At 73.1% G+C, this 18,883-nt stretch carries 17 protein-coding genes; 8 read left to right on the top strand and 9 right to left on the bottom strand.

Going from position 1 to position 18,883, the window contains the following annotated elements:
• The first annotated feature begins 219 nt into the window (after nucleotides 1-219).
• Both ABIA38_RS23990 and ABIA38_RS23985 read left to right on the top strand, forming a co-directional pair.
• The gene (locus tag ABIA38_RS23990; protein WP_424640851.1) at nucleotides 220-879 is read left to right on the top strand and encodes a zinc ribbon domain-containing protein; all 660 of its coding nucleotides are present in this window, start codon (nucleotides 220-222) and stop codon (nucleotides 877-879) included.
• A 285-nt stretch (nucleotides 880-1,164) separates the two neighbouring features.
• Complete coding sequence (locus ABIA38_RS23985; protein ID WP_424640850.1) at nucleotides 1,165-1,545, top strand: winged helix-turn-helix transcriptional regulator; 381 nt, start codon at nucleotides 1,165-1,167, stop codon at nucleotides 1,543-1,545.
• A gap of 91 nt (nucleotides 1,546-1,636) precedes the next feature.
• Here the strand turns inward: ABIA38_RS23985 and ABIA38_RS23980 are convergent, their stop codons facing one another.
• Complete coding sequence (locus tag ABIA38_RS23980) at nucleotides 1,637-2,215, bottom strand: TetR/AcrR family transcriptional regulator (RefSeq protein ID WP_424640849.1); 579 nt, start codon at nucleotides 2,213-2,215, stop codon at nucleotides 1,637-1,639.
• 236 nt (nucleotides 2,216-2,451) lie between these two features.
• Here ABIA38_RS23980 and ABIA38_RS23975 point away from each other — a divergent pair, with 236 nt between their 5' ends.
• A complete protein-coding gene (locus ABIA38_RS23975; RefSeq protein ID WP_424640848.1) occupies nucleotides 2,452-3,039 on the top strand; it encodes a LuxR C-terminal-related transcriptional regulator in 588 nt (195 codons plus the stop codon).
• Nucleotides 3,040-3,124: 85 nt separating this feature from the next.
• On the opposite strand, the gene ABIA38_RS23970 is transcribed toward ABIA38_RS23975, so the two are convergent.
• From ABIA38_RS23970 to ABIA38_RS23935, 8 genes are all read right to left on the bottom strand, one after another.
• Nucleotides 3,125-4,969, bottom strand: coding sequence for an ATP-binding cassette domain-containing protein (locus ABIA38_RS23970; protein WP_424640847.1), 1,845 nt, complete (start codon nucleotides 4,967-4,969; stop codon nucleotides 3,125-3,127).
• Nucleotides 4,966-7,257 carry an ABC transporter transmembrane domain-containing protein gene (locus ABIA38_RS23965; protein ID WP_424640846.1) on the bottom strand — a complete coding sequence of 764 codons (2,292 nt, stop codon included), beginning with the start codon at nucleotides 7,255-7,257 and terminating at the stop codon, nucleotides 4,966-4,968. The genes ABIA38_RS23970 and ABIA38_RS23965 overlap by 4 nt, the downstream gene beginning before the upstream one ends.
• A 141-nt stretch (nucleotides 7,258-7,398) precedes the next feature.
• Nucleotides 7,399-7,527: a SapB/AmfS family lanthipeptide gene (locus tag ABIA38_RS23960; RefSeq protein WP_424640845.1), complete on the bottom strand. Its 129-nt coding sequence runs from the start codon at nucleotides 7,525-7,527 to the stop codon at nucleotides 7,399-7,401.
• A gap of 102 nt (nucleotides 7,528-7,629) precedes the next feature.
• Complete coding sequence (gene lanKC, locus ABIA38_RS23955) at nucleotides 7,630-10,266, bottom strand: class III lanthionine synthetase LanKC (protein ID WP_424640844.1); 2,637 nt, start codon at nucleotides 10,264-10,266, stop codon at nucleotides 7,630-7,632.
• A 550-nt stretch (nucleotides 10,267-10,816) separates the two neighbouring features.
• On the bottom strand, nucleotides 10,817-11,686 hold the full coding sequence (locus ABIA38_RS23950) for a biotin-dependent carboxyltransferase family protein (protein ID WP_424640843.1): 870 nt from the start codon (nucleotides 11,684-11,686) through the stop codon (nucleotides 10,817-10,819).
• 202 nt (nucleotides 11,687-11,888) lie between these two features.
• On the bottom strand, nucleotides 11,889-12,509 hold the full coding sequence (locus ABIA38_RS23945; protein WP_424640842.1) for a 5-oxoprolinase subunit B family protein: 621 nt from the start codon (nucleotides 12,507-12,509) through the stop codon (nucleotides 11,889-11,891).
• Complete coding sequence (locus ABIA38_RS23940; RefSeq protein ID WP_424640841.1) at nucleotides 12,506-13,288, bottom strand: LamB/YcsF family protein; 783 nt, start codon at nucleotides 13,286-13,288, stop codon at nucleotides 12,506-12,508. The genes ABIA38_RS23945 and ABIA38_RS23940 overlap by 4 nt, the downstream gene beginning before the upstream one ends.
• Nucleotides 13,289-13,290: 2 nt before the next feature.
• Complete coding sequence (locus ABIA38_RS23935) at nucleotides 13,291-14,013, bottom strand: GntR family transcriptional regulator (RefSeq protein WP_424640840.1); 723 nt, start codon at nucleotides 14,011-14,013, stop codon at nucleotides 13,291-13,293.
• A 156-nt stretch (nucleotides 14,014-14,169) separates the two neighbouring features.
• On the opposite strand from ABIA38_RS23935, the gene ABIA38_RS23930 reads away from it, so the two are divergent.
• The 5 genes from ABIA38_RS23930 to ABIA38_RS23910 all read left to right on the top strand — a co-directional run bounded on the left by ABIA38_RS23930 (nucleotide 14,170) and on the right by ABIA38_RS23910 (nucleotide 18,548).
• Nucleotides 14,170-14,919: a DUF969 domain-containing protein gene (locus tag ABIA38_RS23930; RefSeq protein ID WP_424640839.1), complete on the top strand. Its 750-nt coding sequence runs from the start codon at nucleotides 14,170-14,172 to the stop codon at nucleotides 14,917-14,919.
• On the top strand, nucleotides 14,916-15,884 hold the full coding sequence (locus ABIA38_RS23925; RefSeq protein ID WP_424640838.1) for a DUF979 domain-containing protein: 969 nt from the start codon (nucleotides 14,916-14,918) through the stop codon (nucleotides 15,882-15,884). Before ABIA38_RS23930 ends, ABIA38_RS23925 begins: the two co-directional genes overlap by 4 nt.
• Nucleotides 15,885-15,934: 50 nt before the next feature.
• Nucleotides 15,935-16,579 (top strand): pyroglutamyl-peptidase I, encoded by a 645-nt coding sequence (gene pcp / locus ABIA38_RS23920; protein ID WP_424640837.1) that lies wholly within the window; start codon nucleotides 15,935-15,937, stop codon nucleotides 16,577-16,579.
• A gap of 561 nt (nucleotides 16,580-17,140) precedes the next feature.
• Entirely contained in the window at nucleotides 17,141-17,659 is a 519-nt protein-coding gene (locus tag ABIA38_RS23915) for a hypothetical protein (RefSeq protein WP_424640836.1), read from the top strand.
• 268 nt (nucleotides 17,660-17,927) lie between these two features.
• Nucleotides 17,928-18,548 (top strand): class F sortase, encoded by a 621-nt coding sequence (locus tag ABIA38_RS23910; protein WP_424641044.1) that lies wholly within the window; start codon nucleotides 17,928-17,930, stop codon nucleotides 18,546-18,548.
• Nucleotides 18,549-18,883: the final 335 nt, after the last annotated feature.

The following is an 18,883-nucleotide window of genomic DNA, read 5'->3' as shown; positions in this document are numbered from 1 at the left end:
GAGGTGCTCGGAGGGCGCTCGGAGGGTGCTCGGGGTGGCCCGGGCGCCGAAAGCGGGACGTGGCCGCCCGGCGATCCTTTGCTTGCGCAATAATCCAAGCGTCGGGAGGGGGTCTCCCGCCGCGCGTCGCCCTCGGGCGTGGCGAGGTCGTGCCGCGTCGGCGGGGTCTCGCACGGTCGAGCGTCGACGCACCTTGGGAACATCCAGAGGGGGGTGTCGATGAGCGAGGAGATCTACTTCTCTCGCAACTACTCGGACCTGTGCGTGTCGTCGGGCACCGGTGCGGGCTTCCAATTCGAGTTCAGCTGTCAGCGCTGCTACGACACCTGGCGCTCGCCGTTCGAGGCGTGGCACAGCGGTCGTGCCGCCGACTGGCTCCAGCGCGGGGTCAGCGCCGCCTGGGGCGTGTTCGGACGGGCCGGCTCGGAGGCGAGCACCGCGGCGAGCGGCCTGGCCACGGCCGGCTACGGCCGGGCCCGGGACACCGCGTTCACCAAGGCGATCCAGAACGCGGAGGGACACTTCAACCGCTGCGGACGCTGCACCAACTACGTATGCGGGCGCTGCTTCGACACCTCGCTCGGGTTGTGCGCGACCTGCGCGCCGGACACCGCCGCCGAGGCCGCCGCGGCGACCGTACGCGGGCGCAACGACGCGGTGAGCGAGCGGGCGATGGCGGCAGGCGCCCAGGAGGGCGCGCGCTACGACGTGAACCGGCCGCTGCAGCTGGTCTGTCCGCAGTGCTCCGCCGAGACGCACGGCGCCCGATTCTGCCCGGGCTGCGGACACCGCCTCGCCCAGACCAGCTCGTGCGGCTCGTGCCAAGCGACGGTACCGGCAGGCTCCGCCTTCTGCCCCGATTGCGGCACCCGCCAGTAGCGCCGCGCCCACTGTCGGGAGGTGGGTAGCACCACCACCTCCCGACAGGGCCCGTGCGCCCCGAACCCTCAGGCGCCCTCGCCCGCCTCCGTCGCGAGCAGCTCACGCCTCGCCGCAGTGATCCCCCGGGCATCCCAACCGGGGCGCGGCACCGAGGCCGATAGCAAGGAACTCCACGTACTCCAGGGGTGTGCGGCCGCACATGCTCTCTTGTGGTTACTCGGGAACTGTCGGAGAGTGGACGCCGACCTGAAAGAACGCACTTTCCAGTGATTGGGGGACCCGATGGGGGCCAAGCAGTTCACCGGCTCGCCCGAGGACGCGGACCTGAGGCGCGCGGACTCCCTGGCGCGGGAGATCTTCTCGGACGTCGCCAACAAGTGGGCGTTCCTGATCATCGAGGCGCTCGGTGATCGCACCCTGCGGTTCGGCGAGTTGCGGAACGAGGTCGAAGGTGTCAGTCACAAGATGCTCACCCAGAACCTGCGCATGCTGGAGCGCTACGGCCTGGTCGAGCGGGACGTACACCCCACCGTGCCGCCGCGGGTCGAGTACACCCTGACCGAGCCGGGCCGAGCCCTGCGCGCCACGGTCGACGGGATGTGCGGCTGGACGCACCGCTACCTCGGTGACATCGAGGCCGCCCGCCGGCGCTTCGACACCTGATGCGCCGCTCGGCCGCGCGGTGCGGGTGCACCCGAAGGCGCGGCACGGGCGCTGTGGCTGGGGGCGGTTCGACTCGGGCCTTCGGTTGGGGTCAGGGTTGCAGTCGGGCCAGTTCGACGGTGATCGCGTCGGACATCAGGGCTCGGGCGTGGGTCACCGGGAGGATGTCGGCGAGCCAGCGGCCGCTGAGGCCCTCCAGCAACGCGGTCAGGCGTTCGGCGGCGGCCCGGGTGTGCGCCGGGGGAGCGGTCGGGATCGCCCGGGCGATCAGTTCGGCGATCTCGATGGACCACTCCTCGGTGGCCTGGCGCAGGTCGTCCCGGAGCGACTCGTCGAATACCGCGCTCGCCTGCAACTCGCCCCACGCGGTGCTGTTTTCCCGGACCACCGGGTCGTCCTGGAGTTCCAGGAGCAGGCGTTCGGCGAGTTCGGCGCGTGGTGATGCCGGGCGGGCCTCGGCGGCTCGTTCCGTCGTGTACCGGTCGGCTCGGTCGTTGATGAACTGCAATGTGGCCCGCAGGACGCCGGTGCGGTCCTTGAAGTGGTAGTACACCAGCCCCGTCGACACGCCGGCCTCGGCCGCCAGTTCCTCGACGCGCAGGCCTCGTACGCCCCGGCGCGCGATGACGCGGGCGGCGGCTTCCATGATCGTGGTGCGACGGTCCGACACAGGGGGACACCCTATCGCCGCCGGGGTGTGCCTGCTGTGCCGGCCGGCGTGACCCCGATCGATACCGGGCCCGACCGATCATGGTTCGACAGGAGATGCGAGCCACGGATCTTAATGTCGCATAAAAGCATCATCCGATTACCGGTAGTGCTGAGGCTCCTGGGATGGGGTAGCTATCGACGTGTTTGACGGGTGCTTCGCTCCGTCGACGACGAGACGACCTCTGGAGGCCCGGCATGATCCGAGTTCTGTTGGTGCACGACACGGAACTGATGCGATCGGCGCTCACCGCGCTGCTCGATCGTGAGGACGACATCGAGGTGATTGCGGAGAACTGGGCCGACGCACCCGGGCGAGCACGATCCGAACGTCCGCATGTGTGCGTGGTGGACGTCGATTGTCCCGGCGCCGCGCGTTTACCCTGTCGCCCGGTCGACCGGGACTGCGCACTGCTCGTGCTGGCCACCATCTCCCGACCGGGCACGCTGCGCCGGGCGGTCGAGGCCAGGGCCCTCGGTTTTGTGGACAAGGACGCGCAGCCGCTGCAACTACCGCGCGCGATCCGGCTGATCGCGGGCGGTCGACGCTACGTGGACGGGTCGCTCGCGCTCGATCTGCTGCGTGCCGCCACGGCGCCGCTCACCCCGCGCGAACTGGGCGTGCTCGCGCTCGCCGCGAAGGGGGCCTCACCGCCGGAGATCGCGCACAGCCTGCGGCTGAGCATCGGGACGGTACGCAACTACATGTCCGCGATCACCCGAAAAACCGGTGCGCGCAACCGTATCGACGCAATCCGGATCTCCCGGGACGCGGGCTGGGTGTGACCGGGCCGCAATAGGCGCCGCCGGGCTCGGGCCGCCGACTCCCGACTCCCGACGCGGGCGCTGGTGCGGGTGCGTTCGGGTGCGCTCAGATGCGTTCGGTGTGCCAGTGGCCGACCAGGTCGCGGTACAGGGGTGACCGGTCCAGGAGTTCGTGATGTGTGCCGCAGACCGCGTGTACGCCGTCGAGGACCAGAATACGACCGGCCCGGCGGGCCGAGCTGATCCGGTGGGCCACCACGAGCAGTGTCCCGGGTCGGGCGGCGAAGGCGCGCTCGGCCCGGTGTTCGGCGGCGGGGTCGAGATGGCAGGTGGCCTCGTCCAACAACACCAGGGGCGCGGGGGAGGCGTACGCCCGGCCCAGTGCGAACAGTTGGCGCTCGCCCTGGGACAGCGTGCCGGGATCCACCACGGCGTCGAGGCCGCCCAGTCGATGGATCAGCGGGAGCAGGCCGACCGCGTCCGCCGAGGCGGTCAGCGCCGAGTCGGCGGCGCCGTCCGGGCACAGTTGGAGCAGGTTCTCCCGTACGGTGCCGGTGAAGACGTACGCCTGCTGCGGAACGAGTACGCGCAGCCGGGACGGATCGGCGGGCAGCGGGTGGGCCGGTCGACCCGCCACGCGCACCTCGCCCCGATCGGCCGCGAGCAGACCGGCGACCAGCGCGGCCAGCGTCGACTTGCCGATCCCGCTGGGGCCCACCACCACGAGATGTTCACCGGGGACGACGACCAGGTCCAGATCACGCAGCACGGGCTGGGCGTTCGGCCCGTAGGCGAACGTCACACCACACACCTCGACGCCACCGGGGCCGGCGGCGCGTATGGTGCGTGTGATGCGCGTGGCGCGCGTAGTGGTTGCCGCAATCGTCGTGGTGCGGGCCGTGTTCGTGGCGCTGGCAACGACCACGGCACCGGCAGCGCTCGCCGCACCCGGAGCGCCCGCGCTCTCCGCAGCGCCCGTCCCCGCCGCCGACCTCGGCCCCTCGGTCAGCCGATCCAGGATGACCAGCAGCCTGGTACCCGCCGCGCCCAGTGCGTTCATCAAGGTGTGCAGCGCGGGCAACAACGCCTGTGTCAGGTAGGTCAGCGCGCCGAGCAGGACGCCCGCCGTCAGGCCTCGGCGCAACAGCCAGGGCGCGGCGACCAGCAGGAGCAGGACCGGCAACTGCCCGGCCACGCCGAGCGCGACGACGCGCGCGGCGGCCCAGCGGGCGAGCGAGCGGGCCGCCCGGGCCTGGGCCTCGATCAGGGCGTGTGTCCGGGCGGCGACCGATTCGCGGGCGCCGGCCGCCAAGATGTCGCGCAACCCCTCGGCCACCGCGCCGAGTTGCGTGGACAGCGCCTCGTCGGCGTCCAGGAAGGCGCGCTGCCGGGCCGCCATCGGGATCAGCGTGGCCAGGAAGAGCAGCAGCCCGAGCAGCAGCGGCGGCAACACCACGATCAGCAACTCCGGGGCCAGCGCGGCCAGTCCGAACAGGGCGCCGATCGCCGTGAAGACGAACGAGCGGGCCACCAGGACCAGTCCGGCGAAGCTGTCCCGGGCGATCTCGGTCTGATTGGTCAACCGGGACACCACCGCGCCGTCCGCCGCACGCGAGGGGGACTCGATCGCCTCGACGAGCGCCCGGGTCGCCACCCGGCGGATCAACCCGTCGCGCAACGGCTCGACCAGATCGGCGAGTCCGCGAAAGACACCGCCGGTGGCCAGACCGCCGAGCAGGATCGCCACCGCCGCGACGGCCAGCCAGGCCAGGCCCGTTCCGGTACGCCCGGCCAGGAAGCCGCGGTCGAGGGCCATCGCCACGGCGTAGCCGCCGAGGAACGTCTGCGCCGACTCCAGCAACGACCAGGCGCCGAGCCGGACCAGGACGCGCCGCCGCCGGGCCAGGAACCGCCGGGCCAGCGCCGGCACCGCGGACCGCCCGGCCGTCATCGCCCGACCCCACTCGAATCCACCGAACCCCCGGCCGGCCGGCCGACCCGGCCCGGCGCCCCCGACTGGGCCTGCCCGGCGCGGTGGTCGGCCCGGCCGTCCGTGCCCGGTTCGGCCGGCATCGCCGTTCGACCCACCGTGCTCGCCGGACCCGGTTCGGCTTCGAGCGGCCTGCGCCCGACCGGTCCCGCCGGGCCCGGTGCGACGCACTCGGCTTGGTGGTCGGCTCGGCCGTCCGTGCCCGGTTCGGCCGGCATCGCCGTTCGACCCACCGTGCTCGCCGAGCCCGGTTCGGCGTCGAGCGGCCTGCGCCCGACCGGCCCCGCCGGGCCCGGTGCGACGCGCGCCGCCTCGTGCCCGACCCGGCCTGTCGGGTCCGGAATGGCGCACACCGCTGGGCGGTCGGCCCGGTCCCGCGAGCCCGGTTCGGTCTCGGCCGGCTCGTGCCCGACCCGGCCCGCCGGGATCGGATCAGCTCGCCCCGCTCGGCGGTCGGTCCCGTTGCCCGGGCCCGGATCGGCACCCCCCGTCTCCTCCCCGCCGCCCCCTTCAGCCGCATCCCCATCGGCGAACACCGCGCGATATTCCGCCTGTTCCCACAATGTCTCGTGGGTGCCCACCGCGCGCACCCGCCCGTTCTCCAGCCATGCCACCAGGTCGGCGCGGGCCGCCGAGGAGACCCGGTGGGCGATCAACAGACGCGTTCCGGTGCGGACTTCGTGGGCCAGCGCGCGGCCGACGCGTAGTTCGGTGACGCTGTCCAGGCTGGAGGTGGCGTCGTCGAGCACAAGCAGTCGGCCGGCGTGCGCGAATGCCCGGGCCAGGCCCAGGCGTTGCAGTTCGCCGCCGGACAGGGGCGCATCGGCCCGGGGCGCGGCGTAGCCGGCCGGGAGCAGGCGGATGAAGGTGTCCGCGCCGGCCGCCGAGGCCGCCGCCTCGATCCGGTCCGGTGCGGGGCGGTAGGGCCCGAAGCCGATGCCGTCGGCGATCGTGTCGCCGAACAGCGCGGGTCGTTCGAACGCGTACCCGACCTCGCACCGCAACTGCGCGGGATCGATCTCGGTCAGCGGTACGCCGTCCAGGAGCACCACGCCCGCGTCCGCGTCGGTCAGCCGCCCGGCGACCGCCGCCAGGGTGGACTTGCCCGCGCCGGAGAGCCCGACCACGGCCGTCGTACCACCCCCGGGTACCACCAGATCGACGCCGCGCAACACCGCTGCCCCGCCTCGGAGTACGGTGACGCCGCGCAGTTCGAGCCGGCCGGGCCCAGCGGCCGGCAACGCACGGCTGCCCGATCGGAGCGCGGGGATGCCGAGTAGTACGGCGGTGCGTCGGGCCGCCGCCCGGCTGCGGATGAGCGAGTCCAGCCCGCCGACCGCCACGCCCAGACCGGCGGCGAGTGCGGTGTAGCGCGAGGCGGCGAGCAGTTCGCCGACGGTCAGGTCGCCGGCCGCCAGTCGGACCCCGCCGACGGCCAGTACGGCGGTGCTCAACATCGGCACCAGGATGCCGGCGCCGGCCATGGCCCGCCCGTACACCAGCCACATCCGCCGGCCCTGCTCGGCCAGTCGGGGCAACGGCGCGAGGATCCGGTCCAGTTCGTGGTTCGTGCCGCCGGCGGCGGCGATGCTGCGGGCCCCGCCGAGCGCCTCGACCAGCCGGCCGGCGATCTCGCCCTGGACCCGCTGGTAGCGCGTGACGCTGTCCGAGGAGCCGCGCGCGAACGACCGCAGCAGCCAGATCAGCAGCGGTACGCCGGCCAGGAACGCGGCGACCAGCCAGACGTCGATGACGGCGAGGGCGATCAGCCCGCCGAGCGGTACGAGCAGTGCGGCGAGGCCGGTCGCGGCGGTGGTGGGCGCGGTGCTCGCCTCGGCGACATTGCCGGTCAGCCGGGTGACCAGGTCGCCGGGTGGGCCGTGTTCGGCGGCCCGATGCGGTGCGACGGACAGCAGGTGGTCGATGCCCAGGCGGCGCAGCCACGCGGCGCTGCGCGCGGTGATGATGCCGCCGAGCAGGGCTTCGAGCGCGGTGCAGGCGATCTCGACGACGATCAGGATCGCGCACACGGTGACCGCGACGCGCAGTCCGGCGCCGTGCTCGAGCAGCAGGTCGAGGGTGTGGCCCAGGACGGCCGGCAGCGCGATGGCGACGCCTGCGGAGCCCACGCTGCACGCGAATACGGCCGCGGTCCGGCCCGCGCTGTGCCGGACGGCGCCGGCCAGCAGGTGTGCGGGTTTGGGGGGCGCGGTCGGTGCGTGGTCGGGGTGGTCGTCCGTGGCGGTCATGCCGGCGCGGTTCCTCGCCTTCGTGGCAGGGGTAGGGCAGGGACAACGGTCCCGGGCGGAATGCCCCCGCCCGGGACCGTGTCGCACTGATCTGTTCGACCTACCTCCGGGTGGTCGAGCCACCCTCGGGGATCGACCGGATTACTCGCAGTTGAGCAGGCTCAGGCTGCTGTTGCCGCAGAGCAGGAGGCTGAGCTGGCTGCCGCCGTGGCCGCCGCCGCCGAGCTCGGTCTCTTCGGTGGACATGGCCTGCAGGTCGAGAAGTGCCATGGTGATCGTTCCTCTCGGTTGTGGTGCACGATCGATCGGGATGGTGCGCGGCCCCCGGGACGGCGGGCCGGTCCTGCCTCGATCCCCATGCGGGGACCGGCTTCAGGGCCGCCGAAGCGGCGGGAGGAAGGGCAGTTGCACGGGGTGTTCGTGCAGTGCGCTGCCCAACGCGAGCAGGCAACCGGCGGTGCCGGTGGCCAGGTCCATCGAGAGCCGCATCATCTGGTCGCCGGCGAAGGCCAGTTCGCCGCGATAGGGGATCGCTCCCCAGGCCAGCTGGCCGAACAGGCGGTGCGCCTCGGCGGTGCGCCGGTCGGGTTCGCCGGTGGTGGTACGGCTCAGGTGCAGGATCATCCCGGCGGTGCCGCGGAACAGGCCCGGGTGGGCGTAGAACCGGGCACGGGCGGCGCGGACGATCTCGCCCCGCGCGGCCTCGAATTCGGCGTCGGGGCGGTGCGCGAGGTAGTCGTCGAGCACCATGCCGATGCCGACACTGCCGGCTCCGAGGTAGGGCAACGTCCGCGTTCCCTCGTCGACGTGCAGGGTGCCGCCGATGGCGACCACACAGCGGGCCAGGTCGCGCCGCAACGCGTCGGCGGCGGCGTCCAACAGGGCCGGTTCGCCGAGGCGTTCGTACAGGCGCAGGAACAGCAGGGCGCTGCCGGTGGCGCCGTACAGGAGCCCGGCCCGGGTCGGCGCGGGGCCGCCGGCCGGCCGGTCGGCGAGCTGCTCGGCGCAGGACAACGCCTGGGCGTGCAGGGCGGGTTCGCCGGTGGAGGTGCCGAGTGCGTCCAGGGCCAGCCCGAGACCGGCCAGTCCGCTGTAGAGGTCGGGGGCGAGACCGCGCCGATCCGTGCCGATGATCGACTCGGCCAGATCCAGGGCGTGTTCGCGATGGCCGAGTCGGTCCAGGACCCACGCGACGCCGGAGAGACCGTCGTAGCAGCCCACCCGACTGCCGGCCGGCGGGTTCTTGGCGGCCCGCAACAGCCATTCCTCGCCCGCCGGGTAGCGCTCGGCGCCGGTCTCGGCCAGCGCGTACAGCACGCCGGCCGCGCCGGTGCCGAGACACGCGCCGCCGCCGGGCACGGTGAACTGCGTGATGTCGCCCGGGAAGCAGCGGTCCTCGCGCTCGGGCGTGGCGGAGAGCCGGATCGCCCGGGCCATCGAGTCCCGACTGTGCGGCCAGTCGCCGGGATCCACGGGCAGGTAGCCATTTGCCTGGCCCGACCGGGCCGACCCGGTGGTACCGGCCGCGGCCGGCGAGCCCGCCGCGGTCACCGACTGCGCCGCAGGCTCCGTCCGACCCGGTTCGTACTCGCGCAGGATCTCCGCGACCGCCGGGTCCAACCAGCCCGCCGGGATCGGGAATGCCGCAGCGGCAACCCGGGCCAGGTGTTCGGCCTTGTTCCGGTCCATCGCGAACAGGCTGGTCAGCGGCAGGAACAGGGCGATCCGCAGACACGCCAGTGCGTACCGGTCGATCGCGAAGCCGCGTCGGTCGCGGGGTGCGACGAAGCCGGGATTGGCCACCGACTGGCGCCTGGTCTCGTCGTCGATCGCGGCGGCCTCGAAGTCGAGCAGCGTCACCGACTTCTCGTCCTCGGCCATCATGATGTTGAACAGGTGCAGATCGTTGAACACCACGCCCCGTGCGTGGATCTGCGCGACCGCGTCCTCGACCAGGCCGTGTACGCGCATGGCCCATTCGGTGTAGTCGGCGAGCTGCTCGGGCGTGGGGTCGGTCTCGATCAGCGGGTGTCGACGGGCGAAGAAGGTGTTCAGCGGCCGACCGGAGACGAACTCCAGGACCAGGAACCGGTGTTCCCCGACGGCGAACCAGTCGCGCACCTCGGGTGTGCAGGCCAGGCCGGCCAGCCGGCGCAGCGCGTCCCGCTCGCGTTCCAGGCGGGTGACCGCGTCCGCGCCGTCCGCGCCCAGTCCGGCGTGCGGGCGGCCCTCCTTGAGTACCACCTGCTCGTCGGTGCGCCGGTCGCGGCCCAGGTAGACCCCGCCGCCGTTGGAGAAGTGCAGCGCACTCTCGATCAGGTACGGGAGTTCGCCGACGGTGGTGGCGGCACGGGCGGCCAGGTGCGGTTCGAGGAACGCGGGCGGGGTGATCCAGGGCGGTATGTGGAACGTGGGTTCGCGACGGTCGGGGACCAGGGTGCCGGTGTCGTCCGCGATGGCCGGACACACTTCCCCGCGTGCGTTGTGGCAATGGCGCTCGGTGAAGGCGCCGTAGCGCAGGTACACCGGGCCTTCGCCCCAGCGCAGATCGCTGAGGATGTACGGCCCGGGTTCGCCGGCCAGTCGGGTGGACAACTCCTCCGCGATCGTGTGACATCGGGCGTCGTCGGCGGGGTAGATGGTGACGAACTTCCCGCTGCCGGCCCGATCGGCGTACTTGGTGTTGCGGGTGTGCAGCAGATACGGGCTGGGCAGGCACTTGAAGGCGATGCCTCGGGGGACGCAGTAGTCCCAGACCTCGGCGAGCACCCGTTCGGCGTTCTCGTGCACCGCGGAGACGTGGATCTTCCAGCCCTGGTGCGGCAGTTCGCAGTCCACCGGCCGGCACACGAGCCATTCGCCGAGCGGGTCCCGGCGCCAGTCGTCGGGCAGGGCACGGCGCACCGTCTCGTAGTGCGCCCCCGGACCACCCTCGTCCGTGCGGAGCCGGTGCGGCGCGTCGTAGAACAACCGATCGGCGTCGCAGTAGCCCGCGTAGCCCTGATTCATCGCACTCCCATTCCCGTTGGCCGGGTGCCACGGGGAACACTGCCGGCGCGCCGAGGCTGCCGAAAGTGGCAATCATCACCAATCAAGCGTGCGGAACTCACCGGGCCGGACGTGAGGAACTCATGGGTGAGCAGGCCGAGTTGCTGGTGGCCGGTGGTGTGCGGGGGAGTGCGCCGGCGCACGCCGACGGCCTGCTTTTGCTACCGCTCGGCTCGGGTGAACTCCCGGTCGGTGGTGAGCAGTTCGGTGGGTGGGCGGACGGCGAACGGCAGCAACGCGCGGATCGGGAGCAGTGGGCACGGCGGCGCCCCGACGGTCACCTCGCGGATCCCGGCCACCGCCTCGAACTCGCGGCCGACGGTGGGGAAATGTGTGTCGTTGTCGTTGCCGACGTCGGGCGTCTCGAGCCGGACCCGTTCGGCGCCGACGGCGATGCCGAGGGAGCGGTGCCGGACGATCGTGGCGGCGTGCGCTCCGACGGCGGCGACACCACCCGGGCGCGCCGACCGCGACGTCCGACCCGACTCCGACCCCGGCCCCGATCCCGGCCTCAGTGCGCCGTGACCGCGAAGCGCAGTGGGGTGCCCGGGACCGCCTGGGCGGCGGCGGCGAGGTGTTCCTCGGGGACCACGCCGATCACCGGGTAGCCGCCGGTGACCGGGTGGTCCGCCAGGAACAGCACCGGGCGGCCGTCCGGGGGGACCTGGACCGCGCCCAACACCATGCCCTCGCTGGGTAGTTCGCCGGTGCGCGCCCAGCTCAGCGCGGGTCCGTCGGTACGCAGCCCGATGCGGTTGCTCGCCGAGGCCACGGTGTACCGCGCGACGCCCAGCGAGTCGCGGGCGGCCGGGGTGAACCAGTCCTGTCGCGGGCCGAGTACCAGCGGCAGGACCAGTTCGGTGGGCGGCCCGGGTCGCCGGGACACGTCCGCGTCGGGCGGCGTGGCGCCGGTCGGCTCGCCGAGCGGGAGTACGTCCCCGTCGGCCAGCGGCGCCGGGCCCAGGCCGGACAGCAGGTCGGCGGATCGGCTGCCCAGGACCGGTTCGACCGCGACTCCGCCGGCGAAGGCCAGGTAGCTGCGGAGTCCGGCGGTTGCCGGGCCGACGTCGAGCACGGCGCCCGCCGGAACCCGAACGGCCGCGCCCCACGCGACCGGGCACCCGTCGACCCGGACCGGGCAGGGCGCGCCGACCACCGCGGCCACGGTGGTCGCGCGCACCCGCACCGCGGTGCCGGTCACAGTGGTCTCCAGGGTCGCCGCCTCGGCCGGATTCCCCACGAGCCGATTGGCCACCCGATGCGCCGGCTGGTCCAACGCCCCGGACCGCGGCACCCCAAGATGCGCAAACCCCCCACGCCCCAGATCCTGAACGGTCGTCAGAGCCCCGGCCCGAACCACCTCGAAGCCCCGCACACTCACGCGCCCACCACCCCGAACCCCCACGAACCCACCGCGCCGGACGACCCGAACCCGCCTCGAAGGCCCACGCCCTGACCGGCCGCCGGCTCTCCGGGCGGCCTCATCCCGACCGTCCGCGTACCTGCACCCACCACCGCGAACCCGCCCCTACCGCGCACGCCCCTCGGCGCCCCGGCCCGACCCGCGCCGGCGCCACTCGTACTCATCCCGCGCCCACCGGCACGAACCGCACCCGTACGCCCGGGGCGAACAGTGCGGCCGGCTCCCGGGTCGCGTCCCACAGGATCGCGTCCGTGCTGCCGATCAGTTGCCAGCCGCCGGGGGAGGAGCGTGGGTATACGCCCGCGTACTCCCCGGCCAGGCCGACCGAGCCGACCGGGACCGCGGTACGAGGGGTGGCGCGCCGGGCCAGGTGGTAGCGCTCGGGCAGGCCGGTCAGGTAGCCGAAGCCCGGGGCGAAACCGCAGAACGCGACCCGGAAGGTGATCGCGCCGACGATCTCGGGGATCGCCGCCGGCGGCACCGACCACAACTCGGCGACCTCGGCCAGGTCCGGCCCGTCGTAGCGGACCGCGATCTCGATCCGCTCCCCCGACTCGGCGGACAGCGGCGGGATCCGCCATCCGGTGACCTCGGCGGCCAGCGCGGCCGGCTCCGCCAGGCCGTCGAGCAGCACCGTACGCGCCGCCGGCACGATCTCCCGGACCGCCGGGAGCGTGCCCGCCGCGCGTCGGCGCAGCAGTTCGGCGTGCAGCGCCTCGGCCCGGTCGGCCGTGTCCACCTCCAGGAGCAGTGCGTGTCGGCCCACCGGCAGGGTCCTCACGCGAACGGCTCCAGGGACACCTCGGCGGCCAGCAGCGCGCGGCGGACCCGCAGCGCCAACTCGGCCGCACCCGGGGTGTCGCCGTGCAGGCACAACGACCGGGCCGAGACGGCGACCCGCTCTCCCGTGAGGGCGACGACGGCGCCCTCACGCGCCATCGTCAACGAGCGGGACACCACCCGGTCGCCGTCCTGGACGACGGCTCCGGGTTCCCCGCGCGGCACGAGCGTGCCCTGCGCGGTGTATGCCCGATCCGCGAACGCCTCGCGTACGCAAGGCAGTCCGGCGGTCGAGGCGGCTTCGAGCAGACGCGAGCCGGGCAGCCCCAGGACCGGCAGCGCGCCACCGGCCAGCTGCACCCCGGCGACCACCGCGGCGGCCTGGTCCGCGTCCCACACCGTACGGTTGTACAACGCGCCGTGCGGCTTGACATACGCCACCCGCGCTCCCGCGGCGCGCGCGAAGACCTCCAACGCGCCGATCTGGTACGCCACTTCGGCGGCCAACTCGGCGGCCGGTACGTCCATCGCCCGGCGGCCGAAGCCGGCCAGGTCGCGATAGGAGACCTGGGCGCCGATCCGTACCCCCTGCTCGGCGGCCAGTTCGCAGACCCGGCGCATCGTGACCGGATCCCCGGCGTGGAACCCGCACGCGACGTTGGCGCTGGTGACCACGGACAGCAGCGCCGCGTCGTCGGTCAGCGTCCAGCGGCCGAAGCCCTCGCCCAGGTCGGCGTTGAGGTCGATCACGGTCGTACGTGTACTCGTACCGGTGCTCATGTTCACGCGCCGTCCATCCGCATCGCGGTGCAGATCATCTCGCACGCGTCGTCGAGGTAGCGCTCCAACACCGCCGCCGCGCCGAGCGTGTCGCCCGCCGCCAGCAGGTCGACGATCTGCCGGTTGCGGCACAGGAACGGCTCGTGCAGCGCGCGGGCCGAGGGCATGGCCAGGAAGGCCAGGCGCAGTTCGGCGATCAACCGGGTCATGTACTCGTCCAGGCGCGGGCTGCCCGCGAGCGCGACCACGGCCCGGTGGAAGCGCAGGTCCGCGGTGCCCACCTCGGCCCAGTCGCCGGTCGCGGCCGCCGCCTCGCCGCCGGCCACCGCCGCGTGCAGCGTGGCGAGTCGCTCGGGGCCGGCCACTTCGGCGTGCCGCAGTCCGGTGCCCTCCAGGGCCCGGCGGACCGCGTAGATGTCGATCACGTCGTCGGGGTCGAGCATCCGGACGAAGACGCCGCGGTTCATCTCGTGTACGACCAGTCGGCCGTCCACCAGCGTGCGAAACGCCTCGCGCAGCGTGTTGCGGGAGACGCCGAGGGCGGCGCCCAGGGCCTGTTCGGAGAGTCGGGTGCCCGGGGGCAGCGCGCCCTCGGCGATCCGATCCCGCAGCACCTCGGCGACGCGCTGCGCGGTGCCGGCTCGACCGAGCAGATCTCGATCGGCGGCGAGGCGCCCGAGCGTTTCGTCGGCCGAGGGCCGTGCGAGGTCGACGTCTTGGGCCATGTGGGGTCCCCCAGAGTGCGACGAGCGGTGCGGGAGGAGTAGATCAAGTTCCCGAGCCGTTCACAAGGTCTTGTGGGATTGTTCAACAATAGCTTAGCCTCCTCGGCACCTCCTCGTCCCCTCTGTTCGAGGACCCGAGCGTGGAAGGCTGCGCAAATGATTGTGCTCCTCGGCGTCCTGCTGGTGATCGTCGGGTTCGCCACCCGACGCAACCCCCTGCTGGTGGTCGGCGTCTCCGGCGTGGCCACCGGCCTGCTCGGCGACCTGTCGCCGCGCGAAGTGCTCGCCGCCTTCGGCAACGGCTTCGCGTCCAGCCGGGGTGTCACCATCTTCGCGATCACCCTGCCGGTGATCGGCCTCCTGGAACGCAACGGCCTCCAGGAGCAGGCCCGGAACCTGATCGCGAAGTTCGGCAGGCTGACCACCGGACGCTTCCTGGTGCTCTATCTCGGACTACGCCAACTCACCGCCGCCGTCGGCCTGGTCAGCCTGGGCGGCCCGGCCCAGACGGTCCGCCCGCTGGTGGTCCCGATGGCCGAGGGCGCGGCGGAACGCACGCACGGCGCGTTGCCGGAGAAGACGCGCGAGAAGATCCGTTCGCATGCCGCGGGCGCCGACAACGTCGGGCTGTTCTTCGGCGAGGACTGCTTCCTGGCGGTCGGCTCGATCCTGCTGATCACCGGGTTTGTGAACACCACGTACCACCAGCACATCGAGCCGCTGCACGTGGCGCTGTGGGCGATCCCCACCGCGGTCTTCGCCTTCCTCATCCACGGCGGCCGACTGCTGCGCCTGGACCGGACGTTGGCCCGCGACCTCGCGACGGCCGCCGCCGGCGCGCCCGTCGCCGCAACCGTTGCCGCAGGTCCCGCCGGGGTCGGCGTTGCCGAGGGGAAGCTCAAGTGATCAAGGTCGAATGGTTCTTCTGGCTGGTCGGCGCCGTATTCCTGGTGATGGCTGCGCAGATGCTGGTGGACCGCACCAACCCCAAACGATTCGGCAGCGCCGCGTTCTGGGGTCTGCTCGGCGCGGGCTTCATCTACAGCACCCGGGTCGTGGAGAAGACCTCGCCGGCCGAACCGCTGGGCGTGGCCGTATTGGTGATGGTGTGTCTGGCCGGCTTCGGGTTCACCGGCAGGGGCACGGTAGCGACCACCACGCGCGAGCAACGGGTGGCCCTGGCCTCCCGATTGGGGGGCAGGATCTTCATCCCGGCGCTGACCATCCCGGTGGTGGCGATGATCTTCGCGGTCGTGGTGAAGAAGTGGCACATCGGCTCCGACCCGGTACTGCAAAAGGGCAGCGAGACCATCCTCGGGCTCGGCATCGGGGCGATCGTCGCCCTGGTGGTGGGCATGCTGGTGGTCCGGGAGAAGCGGATCAGCGTGCCGATCCACGAGGGCCGCTCGATGCTGGAGGCGATGGGCTGGGCCCTGCTGCTGCCGCAACTGCTCGCCACGCTCGGCTCGATCTTCCAGGTGTCGGGGGTGGGCAAGCAGGTCGGCGTGCTCACCTCGAAGGTGCTGCCGGACGGCAAGATCTACATCGCGGTGATCGTGTACTGCCTGGGCATGTTCCTGTTCACCCTGATCATGGGCAACGCCTTCGCCGCGTTCCCGGTGATGACCGCGGCGATCGGCTGGCCGGTCCTGGTGGTCGAGGGTGGTGGCGACCCGGCGGTGGTGCTCGCGCTGGGGATGCTCGCGGGCTTCTGCGGCACGCTGTGTACGCCGATGGCGGCCAACTTCAACCTCGTGCCCGCGGCGTTGCTCGGGCTCAAGGACCAATACGGGCCGATCAAGGCGCAGTTGCCGACGGCGGGGGCGCTGCTTGTGGTCAACATCGGGATCATGTCGGCATTCGCCTTCTGAGCCCGTCCCGTCCCGTCGTATGTCGTATGTCGTTTCAGGAGGCAACAGCCATGACCCGCGTACTCGTCACCGGTTTCGAGCCCTTCGGCGACGAGGCCACCAACCCGTCGTGGGCGGCCGTCCGACTGTTCGCGGACGCGCCCGGGGCCGGCCTCGAGGTGACCGCGGTCGAGCTCTCGTGCGTGTACGGGCTCGCCCTGGACGAACTGCGCGCGGCGGTGGCGCGGGTCGAGCCGGATCTGGTGGTGTGCGTGGGGCAGGCGGGCGGGCGGCCGAACGTGACGGTGGAGCGGGTCGCGATCAATATCGACGACGCGCGGATCCCGGACAACGCCGGCCGACAGCCGATCGACGTGGCGATCGTCGAGGGCGGCCCCGCCGCGTACTTCGCGACGCTGCCGATCAAGGCGTGCGTGGAGGCGGTCCGCGCGGCGGGGGTGCCGGCGGCGGTGTCGCACACGGCGGGCACGTTCGTCTGCAACCACGTCTTCTACGGCCTGATGCACCTGCTCGCCACCGAACATCCCGCCGCCCGGGGCGGCTTCGTCCACATCCCGTACTCCTCCGACCAGGTCACCGACCGTGCGGAGCCGTCGCTCCCGGTGCCCACGATGGTCACCGCGCTCCGGGCGATCGTGACCACGGCGGCGAGCCGCACCGAGGACATCACCGCACCGGGCGGCACGACCCACTGATGCCCGTGGGCGCCGTGCTCCGCCGCGCGGCGCGGCGCCGGCGGGGTTGCGTCCCCGTCCGTGGACCTTACGGGGGGTCCACGGACCGGGGCCGGATCGGGGGCGGGGGTGGTCGGCGGCGGCGCCGCACGGGGTACGGCGCCGCCGCCGACCGGGTGCGTCGGGGGGCGGTCCGGGAATCGGGCGCGGCCCGTACGCCGCCCGGACCGTGATCCGCCGGTCGAGGCGGTAACCGGACCGCGACCCACCGGTCGAGGCGGTATCCGGAAGTCGCACCTCGGTGCCGCTCCCGAGCCGGGCGCCGCGTCGCCATGGGTTGCGCGCGGGCCGCCGGCGGTCACCCGTTCGGGCAGTCGGGCTGGACTTTCCGGAAACCGGGCCCCTGGGGTGGATGAGGCGGGCCAGTCCGGGACCTCCACCTTGACTTTCGGTAGTCAAAAGATCACATTGTGACGTTTTCCACATGCGTGCGCATCTCCGCCCGGTTTTCCTGGAAGCCGCGAGCGCGGTTGTCCGCAGCGGTGGGCCCCACCGCCTCCGGGCTCGCCGGAGGTTGACGACATGCCCTCGATCAACAGGCTGCTGGGCCCGATGTTGCTCGGCGCGGGTCTGGCGATGGCGGTCCCGGCGACCGCGCACGCCCTGCCGGCCGGTAATCCCGTGGACTGCGCGCAGGCGGTCGCCGCCGCCGCGAAGGCGCAGCTCCAGTACGACGCCGCGGTGGTGGACCTCGGCCGGGACGCCGCCGGCGGGCGGCCCGACCGGGCCCGGCAGGAGCAGGTCGAGCGGGCCAAGACCGAGATGAACGCCACCGCCTCCACCGCCGCGCGACTGTGCCCGGACGTCAAGGCCCCGGCGCACGAGGGCACATCAACCGACAAGGGCCCGGCATCCTCGGCCGAGAACGAGCACGGGACGCCCCCGGAGCATGCGGTCGGCCATGTCGCGGCCCCCTCGGGCAGCATGGACACCGGCGGCGGCAGTACCTCCGACACCCCGAGCGGCAGCGAAATCGCGGTCGGCGCGGCCCTGTTCGCCACCGGTGCCGGCCTGGCCCTGCGCCGCCTCCGGGGTCGCTGAACCGCCGCCTCCGGCCGCCCACCCGCGTTCCCGCCCCGCCGATCCCCTCGCGCGGTACGGGAACGCGGTGACGTGTAGCGGCTTCGTGGGTTCGGGTGTACGAGCCCGTCGCGGTGTGCGCTCTCGATCCGCCGCCCGGCCCGCAGCGAGCAGCCCGCAGCAGCCTGTCCCAGCCACCGAGTCAGGAGCCCGCGTGGACGCAGCCGTTCCCGCCGACGAGCCTCGTCGCAGGCGTGGCCTCGGGTCCGTCGGCGCGGGGGTCGTCGTGATGTGCCTGGGGGCCGTGTTGCTCGTCAACGGGACCGGCGCTCCGGGACCGCCGCCGCAACCGGCGAGTGGGCAGAGCTATCCGGATGTGGTGCGGCCGGTGCCGCGTGATCCGCCCCCGCTCGCCCCGTTGTCCGCCGCCGCGCCGATTCGGGTACGGATCCCGGCGATTCGGGTGGATGCGCCGTTGACCGGGCTCGATCTGCAGGCCGGCGGCCGACTCGCGGCACCGCCGGCGGACGAGCCGAATCTCGCGGGCTGGTATCGGGACGGCACCACCCCCGGCGCCGGCGGTACCGCGATCGTGGCCGGACACGTGGACACCGGGGAGGGGCCGGCCGTCTTCTACCACCTCGGCGCCCTGCACCCGGGGAACACCGTCGAGGTGGACCGCGCCGACGGCGACACCGCGATCTTCACGATCGACGCGATCGAGGTCTACCGCGCCGAGCACTTCCCCGACCACCGCGTCTACACGGCCGCGACGGGCGCGGAACTACGCCTGATCACCTGCGGCGCCGGCTACGACCACACCGAACAGCACTACCTGGGCAACGTCGTCGCCTACGCCCACCTCACCGCCCATCGACCCCTCGGCGCGCCGCCGCTGCGCCGTTCCTGACGAGCACCCGGGCCCCGCTCACCCTCCACGCCGCCCCGAGCCGGCACGCCGCCGCCCCCGGACACCCGCCGGCCGCACGAGCGCACCCCCCCGACCGGCCGAGCATCCCCGTCACACCACCCCCAACCCGCAGCCACCCACCGAGCGCCGCAGCCGACCGCCCGAACGACCTCCGCTCACGCGGGCGCCGCAGCCACCCGCCCAACGGCCTTTACCCACCGGGGCGCCGCAACCCACTGTCCGAACGGCCCGCGCCTACCGGGGTGTTACGGCCCGGCGTCGGAACGGCCCGGTGCGTTCGGGTGCTGCGGCTGGCTTCCCGAACGGCTTGCGCT

The sequence above is a fragment of the Embleya sp. AB8 genome (genome assembly GCF_049739465.1).
GTDB lineage: Bacteria > Actinomycetota > Actinomycetes > Streptomycetales > Streptomycetaceae > Embleya.
Note: the sequence above shows the minus strand (reverse complement) of the source record. Positions and strands in the feature narration are given on the sequence as shown.

Bases quoted from the DNA above. Each gene is read 5' to 3' on its own strand.
- ABIA38_RS23990 (WP_424640851.1), top strand. From the start codon at position 220: ATGAGCGAGGAGATCTACTTCTCTCGCAACTACTCGGACCTGTGCGTG.
- ABIA38_RS23965 (WP_424640846.1), bottom strand. From the start codon at position 7,257: ATGACCGCCACGGACGACCACCCCGACCACGCACCGACCGCGCCCCCC.
- ABIA38_RS23960 (WP_424640845.1), bottom strand. From the start codon at position 7,527: ATGGCACTTCTCGACCTGCAGGCCATGTCCACCGAAGAGACCGAGCTC.
- lanKC (WP_424640844.1), bottom strand. From the start codon at position 10,266: ATGAATCAGGGCTACGCGGGCTACTGCGACGCCGATCGGTTGTTCTAC.
- ABIA38_RS23930 (WP_424640839.1), top strand. From the start codon at position 14,170: ATGATTGTGCTCCTCGGCGTCCTGCTGGTGATCGTCGGGTTCGCCACC.
- pcp (WP_424640837.1), top strand. From the start codon at position 15,935: ATGACCCGCGTACTCGTCACCGGTTTCGAGCCCTTCGGCGACGAGGCC.
- ABIA38_RS23915 (WP_424640836.1), top strand. From the start codon at position 17,141: ATGCCCTCGATCAACAGGCTGCTGGGCCCGATGTTGCTCGGCGCGGGT.
- ABIA38_RS23940 (WP_424640841.1), bottom strand. From the start codon at position 13,288: ATGAGCACCGGTACGAGTACACGTACGACCGTGATCGACCTCAACGCC.
- ABIA38_RS23975 (WP_424640848.1), top strand. From the start codon at position 2,452: ATGATCCGAGTTCTGTTGGTGCACGACACGGAACTGATGCGATCGGCG.
- ABIA38_RS23935 (WP_424640840.1), bottom strand. From the start codon at position 14,013: ATGGCCCAAGACGTCGACCTCGCACGGCCCTCGGCCGACGAAACGCTC.
- ABIA38_RS23910 (WP_424641044.1), top strand. From the start codon at position 17,928: ATGTGCCTGGGGGCCGTGTTGCTCGTCAACGGGACCGGCGCTCCGGGA.
- ABIA38_RS23985 (WP_424640850.1), top strand. From the start codon at position 1,165: ATGGGGGCCAAGCAGTTCACCGGCTCGCCCGAGGACGCGGACCTGAGG.
- ABIA38_RS23970 (WP_424640847.1), bottom strand. From the start codon at position 4,969: ATGACGGCCGGGCGGTCCGCGGTGCCGGCGCTGGCCCGGCGGTTCCTG.